The following is a 16,086-nucleotide window of genomic DNA, read 5'->3' on the forward strand; positions in this document are numbered from 1 at the left end:
TCAAACTGATCTATGATATCGATCATGTTGGATGTCCTGACCCTCGACCAGATGCGGACCTTCGTGGTGGTTGCCGAAAGCGGCAGCTTTCGTTCCGGTGCGATCAGGCTTTCGCGCGTCCAGTCCGCCGTCAGCCATGCCATTGCCAACCTCGAGGCAGGGCTCGGCGTTTCCCTGTTCGACCGTTCCGGCCATCGGCCGGTCTTAACGCCCGAGGGCCAGGCTTTGCTCGCCAATGCGCGCGATATCCTGCTGCGTGTAGACGCCATGCGGGCGCGTGCGCGCGGCCTCGGCGAGGGCGTTGAACTGGAACTGTCGCTGATCGTCGATACGCTGTTCCCCATCGCAACCATCGGTGCGGCGCTGAAGGAAATGCGGGTGGCCTATCCATCCGTTTCCATCAGGCTGGCGGTTGCGCCCCTCGGTGCCCCGCTCGATGGCCTGATCGAGCGGCGCTTCACGCTGGGCATCATGGTCGGCGAGGATTTTCGCGATCCGGCGATCGGCCGGCAGGCGCTGACGGATGTGCATCTGATCGCAGTCGTTGCAGCCCATCATCCCCTCGGTCTCGGCGCCGACGATGGCGTGCTCGGCAGCCCGGAGCTTGCCGACCATCTGCAGATCGTCCAGTCGGACCCCTCGCAACGCTCAGAGGGACGCGACTTCGGCGTGCTTTCGCCGCAGACCTGCCGGGTCAGCAGCCAGGACACCAAGCATGCGCTGATCCTGGCAGGGCTCGGATGGGGGCGGTTGCCGCTCTGGCAGGTGGAGCGGGATCTCGCCGAAGGTCGGCTCGTCCGCTTGCCGACGGCCTCGCTCGGTCGCAATAGCCAGGTCACCGCCGAGGCCTATCTCGTGCACCGGATCGACGAGCCGCTTGGGCCGGCGGCCCGCGTCTTTGGCGAGGCGCTCGCGCTGCTTTGCAGAAGCTGACGGCAGCCCTTATCTTCGGCCGGCGATGGCGAAAATCAGCGTGAAGACGACCAGCACCAGGCCGACGCCGAGCGGGCCGGCTGTCGGGTTGATCAGTGCCATGAGAAAGCCGGTGGCGCCGGAGCCGGCCGCACTGCCGGCTGCATAGGCGAGCGAAAAGGCGGCACTTCCCGCCACCAGCATGCTGCCGCGATATTGCTCGCCGAGCATGGTGAGCGCTGCGGTATAGAGCGCAAAGCTGGCCGCGCCAATCAGCGCGAACAGCGCCAGCAACAGCGGCGGCGACGTGACCCATGGAATGGCGAGGTAACCGGTTGCCGCCAGCGCCGCAGCCGAGATCGCGACGCGTCGACGGGGTAGCTTGTCGAGCAAGACACCAACGAAGGGCTGCGCCAGTGCAGTCGGTACGGCAAGCACGGTCACGCTCAAAGCCGCAAAGGCCTGGCTGTGGCCCGTCTTGACGAAATAGACCGGCATCGCCGAGATCGCCGCGATATCGGCGAAACCGAACATCAGCACCATCAGGATCAGGATCGGCGCATGCCGGAAGAAGGCGAAGAGATCGCGCGTCGACGACGGCTCCGGCCGCGTGCGCGCACCCATGGTCAGAAGGCCGGTGAGGAAAGCGACGAGCGCGATGTAGATCGCCAGCAGCGCGAAGCCGAGGCCACCGCTGGTGCCGAGAAGCGGGATCGCCAGCGGCCCGGCGGCAAAGCCACCGCACATGCCAGCGCCATAGAGGCCGGAGACCCGGCCACGCAGTCGATCCGGACATGCGGTATTCAGCCAGGCTTCGCCCAGCATGAACACCATGCTGACGAAGAAGCCGAGCGCGAAGCGGGCAATGAACCAGACCGGCAGCGCGCTCGTGGATGCAAGCGTCGCCAGGCAGAGCGAACAGCCGCAGAGGCTGGCGATGATCAGCCTGTCGGCAGAGGCGAGTTTCGTCAGTCGCCCGAGCAGCAGGGTCGCGGCGGCAAGGCCGGCGGCAAACCCCATGGCATTGAGCCCGATCGTGGCGGCAGAGACGCCGCGGCCTTCGAGCGACAGCGAGATCAGCGGATAGGTGAGCCCTTGAGCGACAGAAAAGGCGGTGACGCCCAACACGACGGCGATGATCGCCGGCCAGTCCGGAGCGATGTCGCCCACCTCAACGGTTTTCGACGTCATCGGCCCCTCCCAGACAGTGCGTCCCCGGGAGATCTGCATAGATATCCCCAAGGGGATCTGCATAGATCATCCGCCGCCGGTTGGGAACTCGACCGGCGGCGGATCGGCAAACAATTGTCAGGCGGCCTTGTCCCAGGCCGGCGACAGGCCGTCGGGACTGACGATGCGACCGTCCGGACGGGCGAGACCGTGGATCGCCGCCATTTCGCCATCGCCGAGCGCGAAGTCGAAGATGTCGAAGTTCTCCTTCAGCCGCTCGATCGTCGCCGTCTTCGAGAGCGTGATCACGTCCTTCTGTTGCACCAGCCAGCGCAAGGTGACCTGCGCTGCGGTCTTGCCGTGGCGCGCGCCGATCTCCTTCAAGAGCGGATCGTTGGGGATCTTGCCGTTGGCCATGGCGTAGTAGGCGGTGATCGACATGCCGTGCTTGCGGGCTGTGTCGAGCACCTTCGTCTGGTCGAGATAGGGATGATACTCGACCTGGTTCGTAGCGATCGGTGCGTCGCTGAGCTTCACGGCCTCTTCCATCTGGGCGGTGTTGAAGTTGCTGATGCCGATATGGCGGACCTTGCCGGCCTTCTTCACTTCGTTCAGCGCGCCGATGCGTTCCGCCATCGGTACGTCGCTGCCACCCGGCCAATGCAGGAGAAGCAGGTCGACGTGGTCGGTCTTCAGCTTGGTCAGGCTCTCGTCGACGGAAGCGAGGAAGTCACGATGGGCGTATTTGTCGACCCAGACCTTGGTGGTGAGGAAGATATCGGCGCGCGCGACGCCCGATTTGTGGATGGCTTCGCCGACTTCGGCCTCGTTGCCGTAGATCTGGGCTGTATCGACGTGGTGGAAGCCGAGCTTCAGCGCTTCCGGCAGCACGCGCAGCACGTCGGCACCGGGCATGCGAAAGGTGCCGAACCCGAGCGCGGGAATGTTGGCGCCGTTGGAATTGACCGAATGCATGGGGGAACTCCTTGTTTTCTAAAGAACGCCCGGCCAGCGGCCGGGCGAGAAAGAGGCGAGCATATAGGTGGGCCAGATGGCCGCGTGGTCAAGCCGGCTGAGCGACGGTTTCTGCCTTGCGGTCGAGCGTACCGCTCAGAACCGTCAGGAGCAGCGCGCCGACGACGAGGACAGAACCGACCATCGGCGTCATGCCGAGACCGAGCGACGAGGCGACGATGACGCCGCCAAGCCAGGCGCCGATGGCGATGCCGAGGTTGAAGGCGGCAATGTTGAGCGCCGAGGCGACATCGACGGCGCCGGGGCGGTGCTGCTGGGCAAGCTGCACCACATAGAGTTGCAGACCAGGCACGGTCGCGAACGACAGGAAGCCGAGGCTCGCCAGCGTCACCAGCGTCAGTACCTGCGACGTTGCCGTGAAGGTGAAAAGCACCAGGACGATTGCCTGCGCCAGGAACAGCCCGACCAGAGCCTTCACCGGATCGCGATTGGCGATCTTGCCGCCCGCGATGTTGCCGATGGCGATCGCGACGCCGTAGAGCACCAGGATAAGGCTGACGGCGCCCGCGGAAAAGCCGGTGATTTCCTGCAGGATCGGTGCGAGGAAGGTGAAGGCGACGAAGGTGCCGCCGTAACCGAGCGCGGTCATGGCAAAGACGATCAGCAGCCGGCCGGAGCCGAGGACGCGCACCTGATCGATCAGCCGTGCCGGCGGCGCCTTGGTCAGCGTATTCGGCAGCAGCGTCGCGATGGCCGCAAGCGCGATGACACCAAGTCCGGTCACCGCCCAGAAGGTGGCGCGCCAGCCAAAAGTCTGGCCGATCCAGGTGCCGAGCGGCACGCCGGTGACGATGGCGACCGTCAGGCCCATGAACATCATGGCGATGGCCGAGGCGCGGCGATCCTCCGGCACCAGGTCGGCGGCAATGGTCGAACCGACGGAGAAGAAGACACCGTGGGCGAAGGCCGAGATGACGCGGGCAATCAGCAATGGCTCGTAGCTTGGCGACATCGCAGCGGCGGCATTACCGACGATGAACAGCGCCATCAGGCCGACGAGCAGCGGCTTGCGCTCGATCCGACCGGTCAGCGCCGTCAGGACGGGCGCGCCGAAAGTGACGCCGAGCGCGTAGACGCTGACGATGAGGCCGGCAAGCGGCAGGGTAATGTGGAGATCGTCGGCAACCGTCGGCAGCAGGCCGACGATGACGAATTCGGTGGTTCCGATCGCATAGGCCGCGATCGTCAATGCAAAGAGCGCAATGGGCATGGCAAGACCTTTTCCCGTCCGGCTGGGAGGACCGGGCGTTTTGGCGTTGATGTGTTCGAGGGGGAATATGAGGGTGGAGAGCTTGCGCGATAATCCGTATAATCGGATAAACGTCTGTGAATTGAATTCAAAGGTGATTGATGGACAACCGTGCCGGTGAAATGGAGGTCTTTGTCGCCGTCTGCGAAACGCGCAGCTTCTCCGCCGCAGGCCGGCGGCTGAGGCTATCGCCGTCCGCCGTCAGCAAGCTGGTCACCCGGATCGAGGACCGATTGGGCACGCGCCTGCTGGTGCGCTCGACCCGTACCCTGCAACTGACGCCGGAGGGGGAAGTCTACCTGCAGCGCGCCCAGCGCATCCTGACCGAGATCGCCGAGACCGAGCAACTGGTGGCGGCCGGTGGCAGGCTGTCTCCCCGCGGGCTTTTGCGCGTCAACGCCTCGGTCGGCTTCGGCGAGCGCTACATCCTGCCGCTTGCACCTGAGTTTCTCGAGCGCTACCCGGAGGTGCGCCTCGATCTGACCCTGACGGACAGCCTCATCGACGTGGTCGGCGAACGGGCCGATGTGGCGATCCGGACCGGCCCTTTGCGTGATTCCTCGCTGAAGGCCCGCAAGCTGATGGAAAGCCGGCCGGTGGTGATCGCCTCTCCGGCCTACCTTGCCAGACACGGTGTCCCGCAGACGCCGGCCGATCTGGAAAATCACAATTGCATTCGCTTCAATTTCCGCCGCAGCGTCGACGAATGGGCCTTTCGTGCCCCGGGGCAGAGCTCGGTCGAGCTCCTGTCCGTCTTTGGAAACCTGCAGGTATCGAGCGGCGCCATCGTTCAGCAACTCTGCCTCGCCGGCGTCGGCATCGGCCGCATTGGCCGTTTTCACGCCGAACCGGATCTGGCGGCGGGCCGCCTGGTCGCGTTGCTGGAGGATTATCGACCCGACGAGATCGAGACGGTCTACGCCGTCTATGCCGGCCACGAACATCTCGCCGCCCGCATCCGCGCTTTCATCGACTTCCTGGCAGACCGGATCTGAAACCTGAGCTGCCACGCCTTGCGGGGCTTCAGGCCAGCTCCGGTAAACCGGGGCTAGTCGCCTTTGACTGCGACAATGAAAAATCGCGGAAAGCGCAGCAGCACCCGGCCGTCGTTCAAGGCCGGGTAGGCGTCACGGATCCGGTCGGTATAGGCGGTTGTAAAGGCGTCGCGCCGCGCCAGTGGCAACGCGTCGAGATAGGGGCGCAAGCCCGTGCCTTTCACCCATTCGACGATCGCCTCGGCGTTCGCCAGCCGGTGATAATAGATCGTGTGCCAGACATCGATATGGGCTGCATGTCGTGACAGGCGCTCGACATAGACCGACGGCGCCGGCAGCGGATTGCGGCGGACCGTCCGGCCTTCGAAGGCATCAGTGAATTCAGGGCTGCGGGCTGTCTCTTCCATCAACACATGGGTCGGTTGGTCGATATTGTCGGGCATCTGCACCGCAAGCGTGCCGCCGGGCGCAAGCGAAGCGGTCAGCCTTTCAAGAATGTCGAGGTGACCCGGCAACCACTGGAACACGGCATTGGCGAAGAACAGCGAGGCGCCTTTCGGCGGCACCCAGGTGGCGAGATCCGCCTTCTCGAAGGTCAGGCCCGGCAGCCGCTTGGCAGCAGCGAGCAGCATGTTCTCGTCGCTGTCGAGCCCGGAAAGGGAGGCGCCCGGATACCGCTGATGAATGAGCTCGGTCGAGTTTCCGGGGCCGCAGCCGAGGTCGAAGGCCGGCCCCGGCGGCAGGTCCGGAACCTGGGCCAGCAGGTCACGCGCCGGCCGTGTGCGCTCGTCTTCGAACTTCAGATACTGCGACGCCGACCAAGCCATGGAGACAGATCCTCAAATACCGAATTGCAGGCTTTCAAGCGAAGGCAGGATCAGGGCCGGCCCCTGGTCAAGGTATTCGTCGGGCATATCCGCCCGGTTGATCCAGACCGTGCGGAAGCCGAACTTCGTCGCACCTGCAATGTCCCACCGGTTGGACGACTGGAAGGAAACCGCATGCGGATAAAGCCGGTAGCGGGTGGTGACGAGATCGTAGGCCGCTGGTGCCGCCTTGTAGGTCTTGACCGTGTCGACCGAGAACACGTCATCGATGACGATTTCGAGCGCGGCATTGCGCACGGCCGCGGCCAGCATATCGGGAGAACCGTTTGAGAGGATTGCAAGCCGCGCTCCGCGCTCCTTCAATCCCTTCAGAACGGCGGGAACTTCAGGATAGCAATCGAGCGTCCAATAGGCGTCGAGCAGCGGCTTCCTCAGTTTGCGGTCGGCGGAGGGAAACCGGGAAAAGGCGTAGTCGAGCGATTGCTCGGTCAGCTGCCAGAAGTCCTGGTAGGCGCCCATCAACGAACGCACCCAGGAATATTCGAGCTGCTTGGCGCGCCAGAGTTCGGAAAAGGCCTGTCCGTCCGGGCCGATCTCGGCGGCATGGCGCCGAACCGCCGCATGCACGTCGAAAAGCGTGCCATAGGCATCGAACACATAGGCCGCGTGGGACATGCTTTCCTCCCGTCCGTCATCTTCGGCTACGCGGCGAATGGGATTTCTGATCCCGCCAATGCGCATCCGAAAACAAGGGCTTACCGCATTGTACCGGTGGAGGCACGCTGCGAAGTCAGTTCTTTTGCGCGATCATGTCAAAGATTTGTGCATTGCACAACGACATTGCGCCGTCAGCATCAGCCTTTGCCGGGTTTCCAGACTTTCGCGGGGAACCGCAGGGCCTGTTTCGCAAGCTTGCCCTTCAGCCCGAGCGCCGTGTCGCAAAGACCGACCACATGCCGGTTCGGCTTCGCCTCCGGCCGGAGCGCATGCAACGCCGCAGCTGCCTCTTCGGGGGCCAGGTAGCGGGCGAGAATGCCGAGGCTGAGCGCCGTCGCGCGACCGATGCCGCGCAGACAGTGAACCAGCAGATGCGCATCCTCAGGCAAGCCGTCGACAAAGTTGAAGGCCGCGTCGATCGCGTCCGGCCGCGCGGCATCGGGCGCATCGGGATCGGTGGCGTCGCCGAAATAAAGCTCGAGATGCCTTTCCGGCGGCAGGTCGATCATCGACAAAAGCCGGCTCGCCGGCGCCCGCATCGAGATCAGGTGTGTCGGCGCCCAGAGTGCCCGATTGTGCCGTGCCTCCGTCTGTGAACTGATGATCATCCGGATCGGCCATCCGTTCGGATGGGCCGGATTGGCTTGCAGGACAGGGCTGTAGAGTTCTTCCCCGGTGGCAGCTGCCGCTAGCGCCATGACAGGACCTCGTCGTGATTCTTGCTGCGATGATTTTGCCCTGAAACCGGTTTCGACTTAAGGGCAAAATCGCATCCGTGACCAAAAGCAAACAGGCTTTGGGATGCGCCGGCTAGAACCGGGTAATCACGCTGATGCCGAGATCGCTAGCGCGGTCCATCGAGACGAGGGCAGGGATCGCTTCTTCGAGCGAGATTTCGCGACCGATCAGTTGCTGCGGCTGCAGCTTGCCGCTGGCGATCATCGACAGCATGGCATCGTAGCGCCAGGCCTGCATGCCGTGGCTGCCATAGATCTCGAGCTCATGGCCGATCACCTGCGCCATCGGGATTTCGGGCGTCGCATGGTCGCCGAGCATCAGGCCGACCTGCACATGGCGGCCGCGTCGCCTAAGGTTCTTGATCGAGTTGAAGCAGGTGACGGGATTGCCGAGCGCATCGATCGAGACATGGGCGCCGCCGCCGGTGATTTCCTTCACCGCACCTGCAACATCTTCCGTGTCGCGGCCGTTGACCGTGGCAACCGCGCCGAGCCTCCTGGCGAAGGCGAGTTTTTCTTCGGAGATGTCGATCGCAATCGGGTGCGCACCGAGCGCTGCGGCAATCATGATTGCCGACAGGCCGACACCGCCGCAGCCGTGAACCGCCACCCACTCGCCGCCCTTGACGCGCGCCTGGTCGGCGACGGCGCGAAACGATGTGGCAAACCGGCAGCCGAGACTTGCGGCGGTCTTGAAGTCCATGCTTTCCGGCAGGTGGACGAGGTTCTGGTCGGCGAAGTCAAGCGCCACATATTCGGCAAAGGAGCCCCAGTGGGTGAAGCCCGGTTGGAACTGCGCCTCGCAGACCTGCTGGTTGCCCGAGCGGCATTCGCCGCAGCGGCCGCAGCCGGAAACGAAGGGCACCGTCACCCGGTCGCCAACCTTGTAGCGCATGACGCCGCGCCCCGTGGCGGTCACGATGCCGGCGAGTTCATGGCCCGGCACATGCGGCAGGCGAATGTCGGCGTCGTGCCCCATCCAGCCATGCCAGTCGGAACGGCACAAACCCGTCGCCTCGACCTTGACGACCACGCCATTCTCGGTCGGCGTCGGATCGGGAAGCGTGCGGATCTCGGGCGTCTTCTCGAAGGCGTCGTAGTACATGGCTTTCATCGGGGCAGGCTCCTTGGCTGTCGGCCGGTATTCTGGCATGCGGCTTCCGGCCGTTCCAGAATGGACGCCATGACATTTTTTGATGTACCCATTCACCCCCATGCTGTTTTTTCGAGCTATGGCGGAAGATACGGAAGACAAAACGTGAAGGAGACGCCGATGGCCGTCGATACATCCCCCCGATCAGTGACCTGGACCTTTGTCGACGGCGAATGGCTGTCGGGCAATCCGCCGCTGATCGGCCCGACCTCCCACGCCATGTGGCTGGGTTCGACCGTGTTTGACGGCGCCCGTTTCTTCGACGGCATCGCGCCGGATCTCGACCTGCATTGCCAGCGCGTCAACCGCTCGGCAACGGCGCTTGGGTTGAAACCGACGATGAAGTCGGAAGAGATCGAGGCGCTGACCTGGGAAGGCGCCAAGAAATTCGACGGCCAGACGGCGCTCTACGTCAAGCCGATGTACTGGGCCGAGCATGGCGCGGCCGGCGTCGTCGCCATCGATCCGGAATCGACACGCTTTGCGCTTTGCCTTTTCGAGGCGCCGATGGGCAATGGCCATGGCGGCTCGTCACTGACGCTCTCGCCATTCCGCCGGCCGACTCTCGAATCCATGCCGACCGATGCCAAGGCCGGTTGCCTCTATCCTAACAATGCCCGCATCCTGACTGAGGCCCGCTCGCGCGGCTTCGACAATGCGCTGGTGCGCGACATGCTCGGCAACATCGCCGAGACCGGCTCGTCCAACGTCTTCCTGGTCAAGGATGGTGTGGTGTTCACGCCGGCCGCCAACCGCACCTTCCTTGCCGGGATCACCCGCTTCCGCGTCATGACGCTGCTGCGCGAGGCCGGTTTCGAGGTCGTCGAGGCGACGCTGTCGATGGCCGATTTCGAAGCCGCCGACGAGATCTTCACCTCCGGCAACTATTCCAAGGTCCTGCCGGTGACCCGCCTTGATGATCGCGACCTGCAGGCGGGCCCGATCGCTGCCAAGGCACGCGATCTCTACATGGATTGGGCGCATTCCAGCCAGGACGGCTGAGGACTGGTCGGCCTTCGCAAAAAAAAGGCCGATCAAGAATAGGCGGCCGCCAACGCTCGGCGCGGGCCACGTTGCCCGTGCCGCGATCGCGGTTTCGAGGCTGTGCAACATCGTCATGCACGCCTCGGCCCCTCGATCGACACCGGCTCTGCGCGTGCCGCCATCGATCTGCGGCCTTCGAAGGTCTCAGAGCTATTTGTCGGCTGGTGGTGCCACCACCGTGACAGTGTCGCCTGCCAGTTCGCCACCGATTTCCACCGTCTTCTTCTGCTTGTCATAGACGCAGATCTGGGTGACGGCATTTTCTGCACCCTTCGGCTTGCCGGAAACCAGCGCCAGACCGAAACTCTCCGAGCCGAACGGGTCGACGATGACGACCGGCTTGTCGAGCGAAGGGGCAGCCGCGATGCACTTTTCCGAAACGTCAGCCCGGAATTCCTCCCAGGCATCGCCGGAGGATGCATGGGCGCCGGTCGCGACAAATCCGGTCGCGGCGACAAGGGCAAGGGTCAGGATCGGGCGATGCGGCATGTTCAGTCCTTAATCTCGAATGGTTGCAGTGCGCGCACGCTGCCCGCCAAACGTGGCGCCAATGTGCCCGGGCTTTGGCCGCTTTCAAAATGATCTTGAAAGTATATTCCGTGGGTTGAGGAAAATTTGGCATTGCATCGGTTGCCTCCGTCAAGGCCGGTGCCTATGTTCCCGCTCACAGATTTCCCTGACGAAATCCCATGCCAAGAGGAGATGCCCACATGGCTTTCGAATTGCCGAACCTTCCCTACGACTACGATGCGCTGGCGCCCTACATGTCGCGCGAGACGCTCGAGTATCATCACGACAAGCATCACCTCGCTTACGTGACCAACGGCAACAAGCTTGCCGAGGAAGCCGGTCTCGCCGACCTGTCGCTCGAGGAAGTCGTCAAGAAGTCCTATGGCACCAACCAGCCGCTGTTTAACAATGCTGGCCAGCACTACAACCACATCCACTTCTGGAAGTGGATGAAGAAGGGCGGCGGCGGCACCAGCCTGCCGGGCAAGCTCGATGCGGCCATCAAGTCGGACCTCGGCGGCTACGACAAGTTCCGTGCCGATTTCATCGCTGCCGGCACCGGCCAGTTCGGTTCGGGCTGGGCCTGGCTCTCGGTCAAGAACGGCAAGCTGGAAATCTCCAAGACCCCGAATGGCGAAAACCCGCTCGTTCACGGCGCTTCGCCGATCCTCGGCGTCGACGTCTGGGAGCACTCCTATTACATCGACTATCGCAACGCGCGTCCGAAGTACCTCGAAGCGTTCGTCGACAGCCTGATCAACTGGGATTACGTGCTGGAAATGTACGAAGCGGCTTCCAAGTAAGCCTCTCCACCATTCGATTTCGGGACCCGGCGCTTGCGCCGGGTCTTTTCGTTCGGCGAGGTTCGCGCGGCAGGCGCCGCCGTCACCAAAGTGTCATCGCACGGCGCTAGGGAAGGGCGCCATGCACGCAGTCACACAGCCTCTCCTCCGCTTCGGCGTCATCGCCGACACGCAATACGCCGCCGTGGAACCGAACCTCATCCTCGGCCGCTATTATGCCAACAGCCTGACGAAGCTCGCCGAAGCGATCGAAACCTTCAACGCCGAAGATCTCGCTTTCGTGGTGACGCTCGGCGATATCATCGATCGCGACTGGCAGAGCTTCGATGCCATCCTGCCGCTCTACGACAAGCTCCGTCATCCCACGCACTTCCTGCTCGGCAATCATGATTTCCGCGTCGAGCCGGAGCGGCTCGACGAGGTCTTCGCCCGGGTCGGCATGCCTGGCCCCTATCAGACATTTGCGGCGGCCGGCTTCCGGTTCGTGCTGATCGATGGCAATGAGGTCAGCCTCTTCGCCCCACCACCGGGCGATCCGCGTCTTACCGTCGCCGAGAGGTGGATCTACACGTTGAAAGCGCAAGGGGCCGACAACGCCCAGCCCTGGAATGCAGCACTTGGCGATGAGCAGTTCGGTTGGCTGGAAGAGGTGTTGCACGGGGCGGAAGCTGCCGGCGAGCAGGTTGTCGTGATGGGCCACTATCCCGTCTATCCGCCCAATGCCCACAACATGTGGGACAGCGAACGCATCGTCGACCTTTTCTGCCGCTTCGAAAACGTCGCCGCCTATTTCTGCGGCCACAACCACGACGGCAACTACGGCATCGTCGACGGCACCCATTTCGTCAACATCAAGGGCATGGTCGAAACCCCCGATACGACAGCCTATGCGATCGTCGAGATCCATGCGGACCGATTGGAAATCCGCGGCTATGGCCGCGAAACGGATCGAACCCTGGCATTGACCACCGTCAGGCCCCGCCTGGCTGCGTCCGCCAGCCGCTGATCCAGAGATCCCGAAGGCGTTCGCCTTCGCCGGGAAAGAAATCGTCTGTCGCTTCGCAATGTTCGACGCGATCGGCGCGGAAATTACGGATCGCCTGGCGCAGTTCGCACCAGGCGACGATGTTGGCGGTTTCCGAGTAGTAGATCAGCGCGATCGGCCGGATCGTGCGTTCGGTGGCGCGGCCAAGTTCGTCGCGATAGTCGACGCCAAGCTTGCGCTCATCCCGGATCGCCCGGCGCACCAGCGCCAGATCGATGCCGGCGGGGGACGGTGCCACCGTTCCCCAGGCATGCAGCGCTTGGTTGCGAAAGGCAAGCCTGAGGGGTTCCGGCACAGCTCCGGTGATCTTCTGGTTGACGCGGCCGGCGGCCGCCTTCAGTTCCTCGTCGCCGGTGCGCGCCAGCAGCGCCAGCGCGAGCACGATCGCCTCGGTTTCCTCGATCGAGAACATCAGCGGCGGCAGGTCAAAACCGGGGCGAAGAATATAGCCGATGCCGCGCCCGCCCTCGATCGGTACGCGCATGGCCTGAAGAGCTGCGATATCGCGGTAGATCGAGCGCGGCGTCACCTCCAGCGTCGCGGCCATTTCGGCCGCCGTCACCGGCTTTCGGGCGAGCCGCAGGATCTGGATGATCTCGAACAGGCGCGAGGCCTTGCGCATCGAAAAAACTCCACCATTTCAAAACGCTCCTGACAAGACCCTGTCAGTTGCCGGCGGTTATAACATCCGACAACGGATTGAAAAATAAGCAATCCGCTCAGGCAACGATAGAACGGACCTCGGACAACTGACATGAGCTACACTGAAAACCTCTGGCTTTTCTTCACCCTTCTTTTCGGCATCATTATCGTGCCGGGCATGGATATGATCTTCGTTCTGGCGAACTCGCTGACGGGCGGCCGGGCCTCCGGCCTGTCGGCGACCGCAGGCATCATGGCGGGCGGCGTGCTGCACACACTCTATGCAGCGCTCGGGGTCAGCGTCATCCTTCATCTCGTGCCGCAGCTCTTCAATGTTCTATTGGTCGGCGGCGCCGCATACATCGCCTGGATCGGGTATTCCCTTGTCCGCAGTTCCATCACCATTGGCGGTATCGATGGCATCGGCCGGCTGTCGCGCTGGGCGAGTTTTCGTCAGGGCGCACTCACCAGCTTGATGAATCCCAAGGCCTATCTCTTCATGCTTGCGGTCTATCCGCAGTTTCTCAAACCCCAATTCGGGCCGGTCTGGTCGCAGGCCGCCGTTATGGCTGTGATGATCGCCGTGACCCAGCTTGCCGTCTACGGCGGCCTGGCGCTCGCCGCCGGTCGCGGCCGTGATTTCCTCGTTGGGAGCCCCGGTGCCACCGTCTTGATCGGCCGCGTGGCCGGCATCATCCTCGTATTGGTGGCGGCACTCACGGTCTGGCAGGGCTGGGCAGCTGGATGATTGAAGGGCAAAGTATAAACATGATTATTATATTCATGTTATAAGAAGGGATCAGACGGGATGGTTGTCAATAGCCTCGTCCGTTTCGAATTATGCTGATGCGACAAGGACATCAAAAAAATGTTACTTCCGTCGAATAGCTAAAATGCCATCATGCCGGCGCATTCAACACGAAGGCCGCAGAAGCGGATTCGAATGACCGGGAGATCACGATGAAGATACGCGCTCTTTTGCTTGCCGCCTCCCTCGCTGGGCTTGGCGTTACAGCCGTGACTGCGGCTGACGAACCGCAGGCGGTTCGTCAGGAACTGATGAAGAAGGTTGGTAAGGCTGCTGGTGCGCTCGGTGGCATCGCCAAGGGCGAAAAGCCCTATGATGCCGAGATCGTCAAGGCGTCGCTGACGACCATCTCCGAAACGGTCAAGGTGTTCCCGGACCATTTCCCCGCTGGCTCCGAAACCGGCATGGAGACGGAAGCAAGCCCGAAGATCTGGGAAAACATGGATGATTTCAAAGCCAAGGCCGCCAAGCTTGGTTCTGACACGGACGCCGTGCTCGCCCAGCTTCCAGCTGATCAGGCCGGCGTCGGCGCTGCCATGGGCATTCTCGGCAAGGACTGCGGCAGCTGCCACGAGATCTATCGCGTGAAGAAGAACTGACAATAGGTCGTCTTCCCAGAGAACTGATGATGACGCGCCGGCTTTCGCCGGCGCGCTGAACTGTTGTCGTGACGTCTGGAACCTCACGACGGTTGCGGCTTGCCGCGTTATATGGAGTGTGAGCGAAGCTCACGAATTCAAGAGTGTGCAGTTGAAAGGCAGCTTGATGGGCCGACGAATTAGAAAGCTTGTCTCGGGCATCGTGTTTCTGGGCCTCGTCGGCGGTGCGGCTTTCTGGTGGTTGACGAAGCCGGCGCCCTGGCCTGCGGATCATTGGGAAGGTTTGGGTGAACCGGATCTGGCCAATGGCGGGCAGATCTTCTGGGCTGGCGGCTGTGTCAGCTGTCATGCCAAGCCGGGCAGTGAGGGCGATGCGAGGCTCGTTCTTGCCGGTGGCGCGCCGCTGAAGAGCCCGTTCGGCACTTTTCACGCGCCCAACATCTCGCCGGACGAAACGGCAGGGATTGGCTCATGGACGCTTGCCGAATTCGGCAATGCGATGACGCGCGGCGTCGGGAGAAATGGCGAGCATCTCTATCCGTCGTTCCCCTATGCCTCCTATGCGCGGATGACCCCGAAGGACATCAATGATCTCTGGGGCTACATGAAGACGCTGCCCAAGACGAGCGATGTCGCGCCCGGCCATGAGCTGCCGTTCCCCTTTAACATCCGGCTGGCACTCGGTGGCTGGAAGCTGCTGTTCCTCACCGACACGCCGCGCGTCGCCATCGATGGCGCCGATCCGAAACTGGCGCGCGGCCAGTATCTGGTCGAAGGGCCAGGCCATTGCGGCGAGTGTCATACGCCGCGAAACGCGCTTGGCGGTCTGGAGCCGGCACAGTGGCTGGCTGGCGCGCCGAACCCGGAAGGCGAGGGACGCATCCCCAATATCACGCCCGGTTCGAAGAGCATCGGTGGCTGGAGCGCCTCCGACATCGCCTCCTATCTCGAAACCGGCTTCACGCCGGAATTCGATTCCGTTGGCGGTTCCATGGTCGAAGTTCAGAAGAACATGGCGAAGTTGATTGCCGCCGATCGCGAGGCGATCGCCGCCTACCTCAAGGCCATTCCTGCCCTTTGAAGGGCAGGGAGGACCTGGTTGATTCCGGGCCGCCGGCGCGCTCTAACTCTTCCCGGAAAGAGGAGGAGATCGACGATGCGCACCCATGAGACCTTGCCCTACGACCAATGGATCGAGCGCAGCCCCGAGGAGATGGCGGTGCGGGCGTCGCAGTTCTACGAGGACGTCAACCGTCGTCGCACCACGCGCTACTTCAGCGAACGGCCGGTGCCACGCGGCGTGATCGAGACCTGCCTGCTGGCGGCAGGCACCGCCCCAAGCGGCGCGAACCACCAGCCCTGGCATTTCACGGTCATCGAAAGCGCTGACATCAAGAGGAAGGTGCGCGAAGCGGCCGAAGAGGAGGAGCGCGTCTTTTACCAGCAGAAGGCGCCGCAGGAATGGCTCGATGCGCTGGCGCCGCTCGGCACCGATGAGGAAAAGCCGTTTTTGGAGACGGCACCCTATCTCATTGCCATCTTCTCGCAGAAACGCGGCGGTCCCAATCCGGGCGACATGAAGAAGAACTACTACGTCAACGAAAGCGTCGGTATCGCCACCGGTATCCTGATCACTGCCCTGCACCACGCGGGCCTCGCGACATTGACCCACACGCCGGCACCGATGAACTTCCTCAACGACATCTGCGGTAGGCCGGAGAGTGAGAAGCCGTTCCTGATCCTGGTGGTCGGTTATCCCGCGCCCGATGCGACCGTGCCGGTCGCAGGCAAGGTGAAAAAGCCGCTTGAGCAGATTTCGACTTGGCTTTGATGGCCGGGC

The 16,086-nt window shown here is 63.0% G+C and carries 18 protein-coding genes; 9 read left to right on the forward strand and 9 right to left on the reverse strand.

Translation table 11 applies throughout. The features are described 5' to 3' along the window. The first annotated feature begins 24 nt into the window (after positions 1 to 24). Positions 25 to 933 (forward strand): LysR family transcriptional regulator, encoded by a 909-nt coding sequence (locus AC1Q80_RS04940; RefSeq protein WP_492359773.1) that lies wholly within the window; start codon positions 25 to 27, stop codon positions 931 to 933. Between the two features lie 9 nt (positions 934 to 942). Here AC1Q80_RS04940 and AC1Q80_RS04945 read toward each other — a convergent pair whose 3' ends face one another. The 3 genes from AC1Q80_RS04945 to AC1Q80_RS04955 all read right to left on the reverse strand — a co-directional run bounded on the left by AC1Q80_RS04945 (position 943) and on the right by AC1Q80_RS04955 (position 4,327). Continuing rightward, positions 943 to 2,103 (reverse strand): MFS transporter, encoded by a 1,161-nt coding sequence (locus tag AC1Q80_RS04945; RefSeq protein ID WP_492359774.1) that lies wholly within the window; start codon positions 2,101 to 2,103, stop codon positions 943 to 945. 117 nt (positions 2,104 to 2,220) lie between these two features. Continuing rightward, positions 2,221 to 3,057, reverse strand: a complete 837-nt coding sequence (locus AC1Q80_RS04950) for an aldo/keto reductase (protein WP_492359775.1) — start codon at positions 3,055 to 3,057, stop codon at positions 2,221 to 2,223. 88 nt (positions 3,058 to 3,145) lie between these two features. Next, positions 3,146 to 4,327: an MFS transporter gene (locus tag AC1Q80_RS04955; protein WP_173419313.1), complete on the reverse strand. Its 1,182-nt coding sequence runs from the start codon at positions 4,325 to 4,327 to the stop codon at positions 3,146 to 3,148. A 140-nt stretch (positions 4,328 to 4,467) separates the two neighbouring features. On the opposite strand from AC1Q80_RS04955, the gene AC1Q80_RS04960 reads away from it, so the two are divergent. Continuing rightward, a complete protein-coding gene (locus AC1Q80_RS04960; protein WP_492359776.1) occupies positions 4,468 to 5,361 on the forward strand; it encodes a LysR family transcriptional regulator in 894 nt (297 codons plus the stop codon). A gap of 53 nt (positions 5,362 to 5,414) precedes the next feature. Here the strand turns inward: AC1Q80_RS04960 and tam are convergent, their stop codons facing one another. From tam to AC1Q80_RS04980, 4 genes are all read right to left on the reverse strand, one after another. Further along, positions 5,415 to 6,188: a trans-aconitate 2-methyltransferase gene (tam, locus tag AC1Q80_RS04965; protein WP_492359777.1), complete on the reverse strand. Its 774-nt coding sequence runs from the start codon at positions 6,186 to 6,188 to the stop codon at positions 5,415 to 5,417. 12 nt (positions 6,189 to 6,200) lie between these two features. Further along, positions 6,201 to 6,863 carry a haloacid dehalogenase type II gene (locus AC1Q80_RS04970; protein WP_492359778.1) on the reverse strand — a complete coding sequence of 221 codons (663 nt, stop codon included), beginning with the start codon at positions 6,861 to 6,863 and terminating at the stop codon, positions 6,201 to 6,203. Positions 6,864 to 7,042: 179 nt separating this feature from the next. Continuing rightward, on the reverse strand, positions 7,043 to 7,603 hold the full coding sequence (locus tag AC1Q80_RS04975) for a phosphatase (RefSeq protein WP_492359779.1): 561 nt from the start codon (positions 7,601 to 7,603) through the stop codon (positions 7,043 to 7,045). A gap of 112 nt (positions 7,604 to 7,715) precedes the next feature. Continuing rightward, positions 7,716 to 8,756: a zinc-dependent alcohol dehydrogenase family protein gene (locus AC1Q80_RS04980; RefSeq protein ID WP_492359867.1), complete on the reverse strand. Its 1,041-nt coding sequence runs from the start codon at positions 8,754 to 8,756 to the stop codon at positions 7,716 to 7,718. A 159-nt stretch (positions 8,757 to 8,915) separates the two neighbouring features. On the opposite strand from AC1Q80_RS04980, the gene AC1Q80_RS04985 reads away from it, so the two are divergent. After that, entirely contained in the window at positions 8,916 to 9,797 is an 882-nt protein-coding gene (locus AC1Q80_RS04985; protein ID WP_173419317.1) for a branched-chain amino acid aminotransferase, read from the forward strand. A gap of 192 nt (positions 9,798 to 9,989) precedes the next feature. Here the strand turns inward: AC1Q80_RS04985 and AC1Q80_RS04990 are convergent, their stop codons facing one another. Continuing rightward, the gene (locus AC1Q80_RS04990; protein ID WP_492359780.1) at positions 9,990 to 10,328 is read right to left on the reverse strand and encodes a hypothetical protein; all 339 of its coding nucleotides are present in this window, start codon (positions 10,326 to 10,328) and stop codon (positions 9,990 to 9,992) included. Between the two features lie 221 nt (positions 10,329 to 10,549). On the opposite strand from AC1Q80_RS04990, the gene AC1Q80_RS04995 reads away from it, so the two are divergent. Further along, complete coding sequence (locus AC1Q80_RS04995; protein ID WP_112808371.1) at positions 10,550 to 11,152, forward strand: superoxide dismutase; 603 nt, start codon at positions 10,550 to 10,552, stop codon at positions 11,150 to 11,152. A 121-nt stretch (positions 11,153 to 11,273) separates the two neighbouring features. Next, the gene (locus AC1Q80_RS05000) at positions 11,274 to 12,158 is read left to right on the forward strand and encodes a metallophosphoesterase (protein WP_492359781.1); all 885 of its coding nucleotides are present in this window, start codon (positions 11,274 to 11,276) and stop codon (positions 12,156 to 12,158) included. Here AC1Q80_RS05000 and AC1Q80_RS05005 read toward each other — a convergent pair. Then, positions 12,124 to 12,819 (reverse strand): helix-turn-helix transcriptional regulator, encoded by a 696-nt coding sequence (locus AC1Q80_RS05005; protein ID WP_173419321.1) that lies wholly within the window; start codon positions 12,817 to 12,819, stop codon positions 12,124 to 12,126. The two genes, AC1Q80_RS05000 and AC1Q80_RS05005, sit on opposite strands and share 35 nt — an antisense overlap. A gap of 132 nt (positions 12,820 to 12,951) precedes the next feature. On the opposite strand from AC1Q80_RS05005, the gene AC1Q80_RS05010 reads away from it, so the two are divergent. From AC1Q80_RS05010 to AC1Q80_RS05025, 4 genes are all read left to right on the forward strand, one after another. Next, a complete protein-coding gene (locus AC1Q80_RS05010; protein WP_492359782.1) occupies positions 12,952 to 13,587 on the forward strand; it encodes a LysE family translocator in 636 nt (211 codons plus the stop codon). Between the two features lie 212 nt (positions 13,588 to 13,799). Next, complete coding sequence (locus AC1Q80_RS05015) at positions 13,800 to 14,246, forward strand: c-type cytochrome (protein ID WP_173419323.1); 447 nt, start codon at positions 13,800 to 13,802, stop codon at positions 14,244 to 14,246. Positions 14,247 to 14,412: 166 nt separating this feature from the next. Further along, on the forward strand, positions 14,413 to 15,327 hold the full coding sequence (locus tag AC1Q80_RS05020) for a c-type cytochrome (RefSeq protein WP_492359783.1): 915 nt from the start codon (positions 14,413 to 14,415) through the stop codon (positions 15,325 to 15,327). 75 nt (positions 15,328 to 15,402) lie between these two features. Continuing rightward, positions 15,403 to 16,077, forward strand: a complete 675-nt coding sequence (locus tag AC1Q80_RS05025; RefSeq protein WP_209787100.1) for a nitroreductase family protein — start codon at positions 15,403 to 15,405, stop codon at positions 16,075 to 16,077. Positions 16,078 to 16,086 lie beyond the last annotated feature (9 nt).

This window comes from Ensifer sp. GW823-FHT05D09 (genome assembly GCF_058795755.1).

Coding starts and splice junctions, on each gene's coding strand:
- AC1Q80_RS04940 (WP_492359773.1), top strand. CDS start 25: ATGTTGGATGTCCTGACCCTCGACCAGATGCGGACCTTCGTGGTGGTT.
- AC1Q80_RS04945 (WP_492359774.1), bottom strand. CDS start 2,103: ATGACGTCGAAAACCGTTGAGGTGGGCGACATCGCTCCGGACTGGCCG.
- AC1Q80_RS04950 (WP_492359775.1), bottom strand. CDS start 3,057: ATGCATTCGGTCAATTCCAACGGCGCCAACATTCCCGCGCTCGGGTTC.
- AC1Q80_RS04955 (WP_173419313.1), bottom strand. CDS start 4,327: ATGCCCATTGCGCTCTTTGCATTGACGATCGCGGCCTATGCGATCGGA.
- AC1Q80_RS04960 (WP_492359776.1), top strand. CDS start 4,468: ATGGACAACCGTGCCGGTGAAATGGAGGTCTTTGTCGCCGTCTGCGAA.
- tam (WP_492359777.1), bottom strand. CDS start 6,188: ATGGCTTGGTCGGCGTCGCAGTATCTGAAGTTCGAAGACGAGCGCACA.
- AC1Q80_RS04970 (WP_492359778.1), bottom strand. CDS start 6,863: ATGTCCCACGCGGCCTATGTGTTCGATGCCTATGGCACGCTTTTCGAC.
- AC1Q80_RS04975 (WP_492359779.1), bottom strand. CDS start 7,603: ATGGCGCTAGCGGCAGCTGCCACCGGGGAAGAACTCTACAGCCCTGTC.
- AC1Q80_RS04980 (WP_492359867.1), bottom strand. CDS start 8,756: ATGAAAGCCATGTACTACGACGCCTTCGAGAAGACGCCCGAGATCCGC.
- AC1Q80_RS04985 (WP_173419317.1), top strand. CDS start 8,916: ATGGCCGTCGATACATCCCCCCGATCAGTGACCTGGACCTTTGTCGAC.
- AC1Q80_RS04990 (WP_492359780.1), bottom strand. CDS start 10,328: ATGCCGCATCGCCCGATCCTGACCCTTGCCCTTGTCGCCGCGACCGGA.
- AC1Q80_RS04995 (WP_112808371.1), top strand. CDS start 10,550: ATGGCTTTCGAATTGCCGAACCTTCCCTACGACTACGATGCGCTGGCG.
- AC1Q80_RS05000 (WP_492359781.1), top strand. CDS start 11,274: ATGCACGCAGTCACACAGCCTCTCCTCCGCTTCGGCGTCATCGCCGAC.
- AC1Q80_RS05005 (WP_173419321.1), bottom strand. CDS start 12,819: ATGCGCAAGGCCTCGCGCCTGTTCGAGATCATCCAGATCCTGCGGCTC.
- AC1Q80_RS05010 (WP_492359782.1), top strand. CDS start 12,952: ATGAGCTACACTGAAAACCTCTGGCTTTTCTTCACCCTTCTTTTCGGC.
- AC1Q80_RS05015 (WP_173419323.1), top strand. CDS start 13,800: ATGAAGATACGCGCTCTTTTGCTTGCCGCCTCCCTCGCTGGGCTTGGC.
- AC1Q80_RS05020 (WP_492359783.1), top strand. CDS start 14,413: ATGGGCCGACGAATTAGAAAGCTTGTCTCGGGCATCGTGTTTCTGGGC.
- AC1Q80_RS05025 (WP_209787100.1), top strand. CDS start 15,403: ATGCGCACCCATGAGACCTTGCCCTACGACCAATGGATCGAGCGCAGC.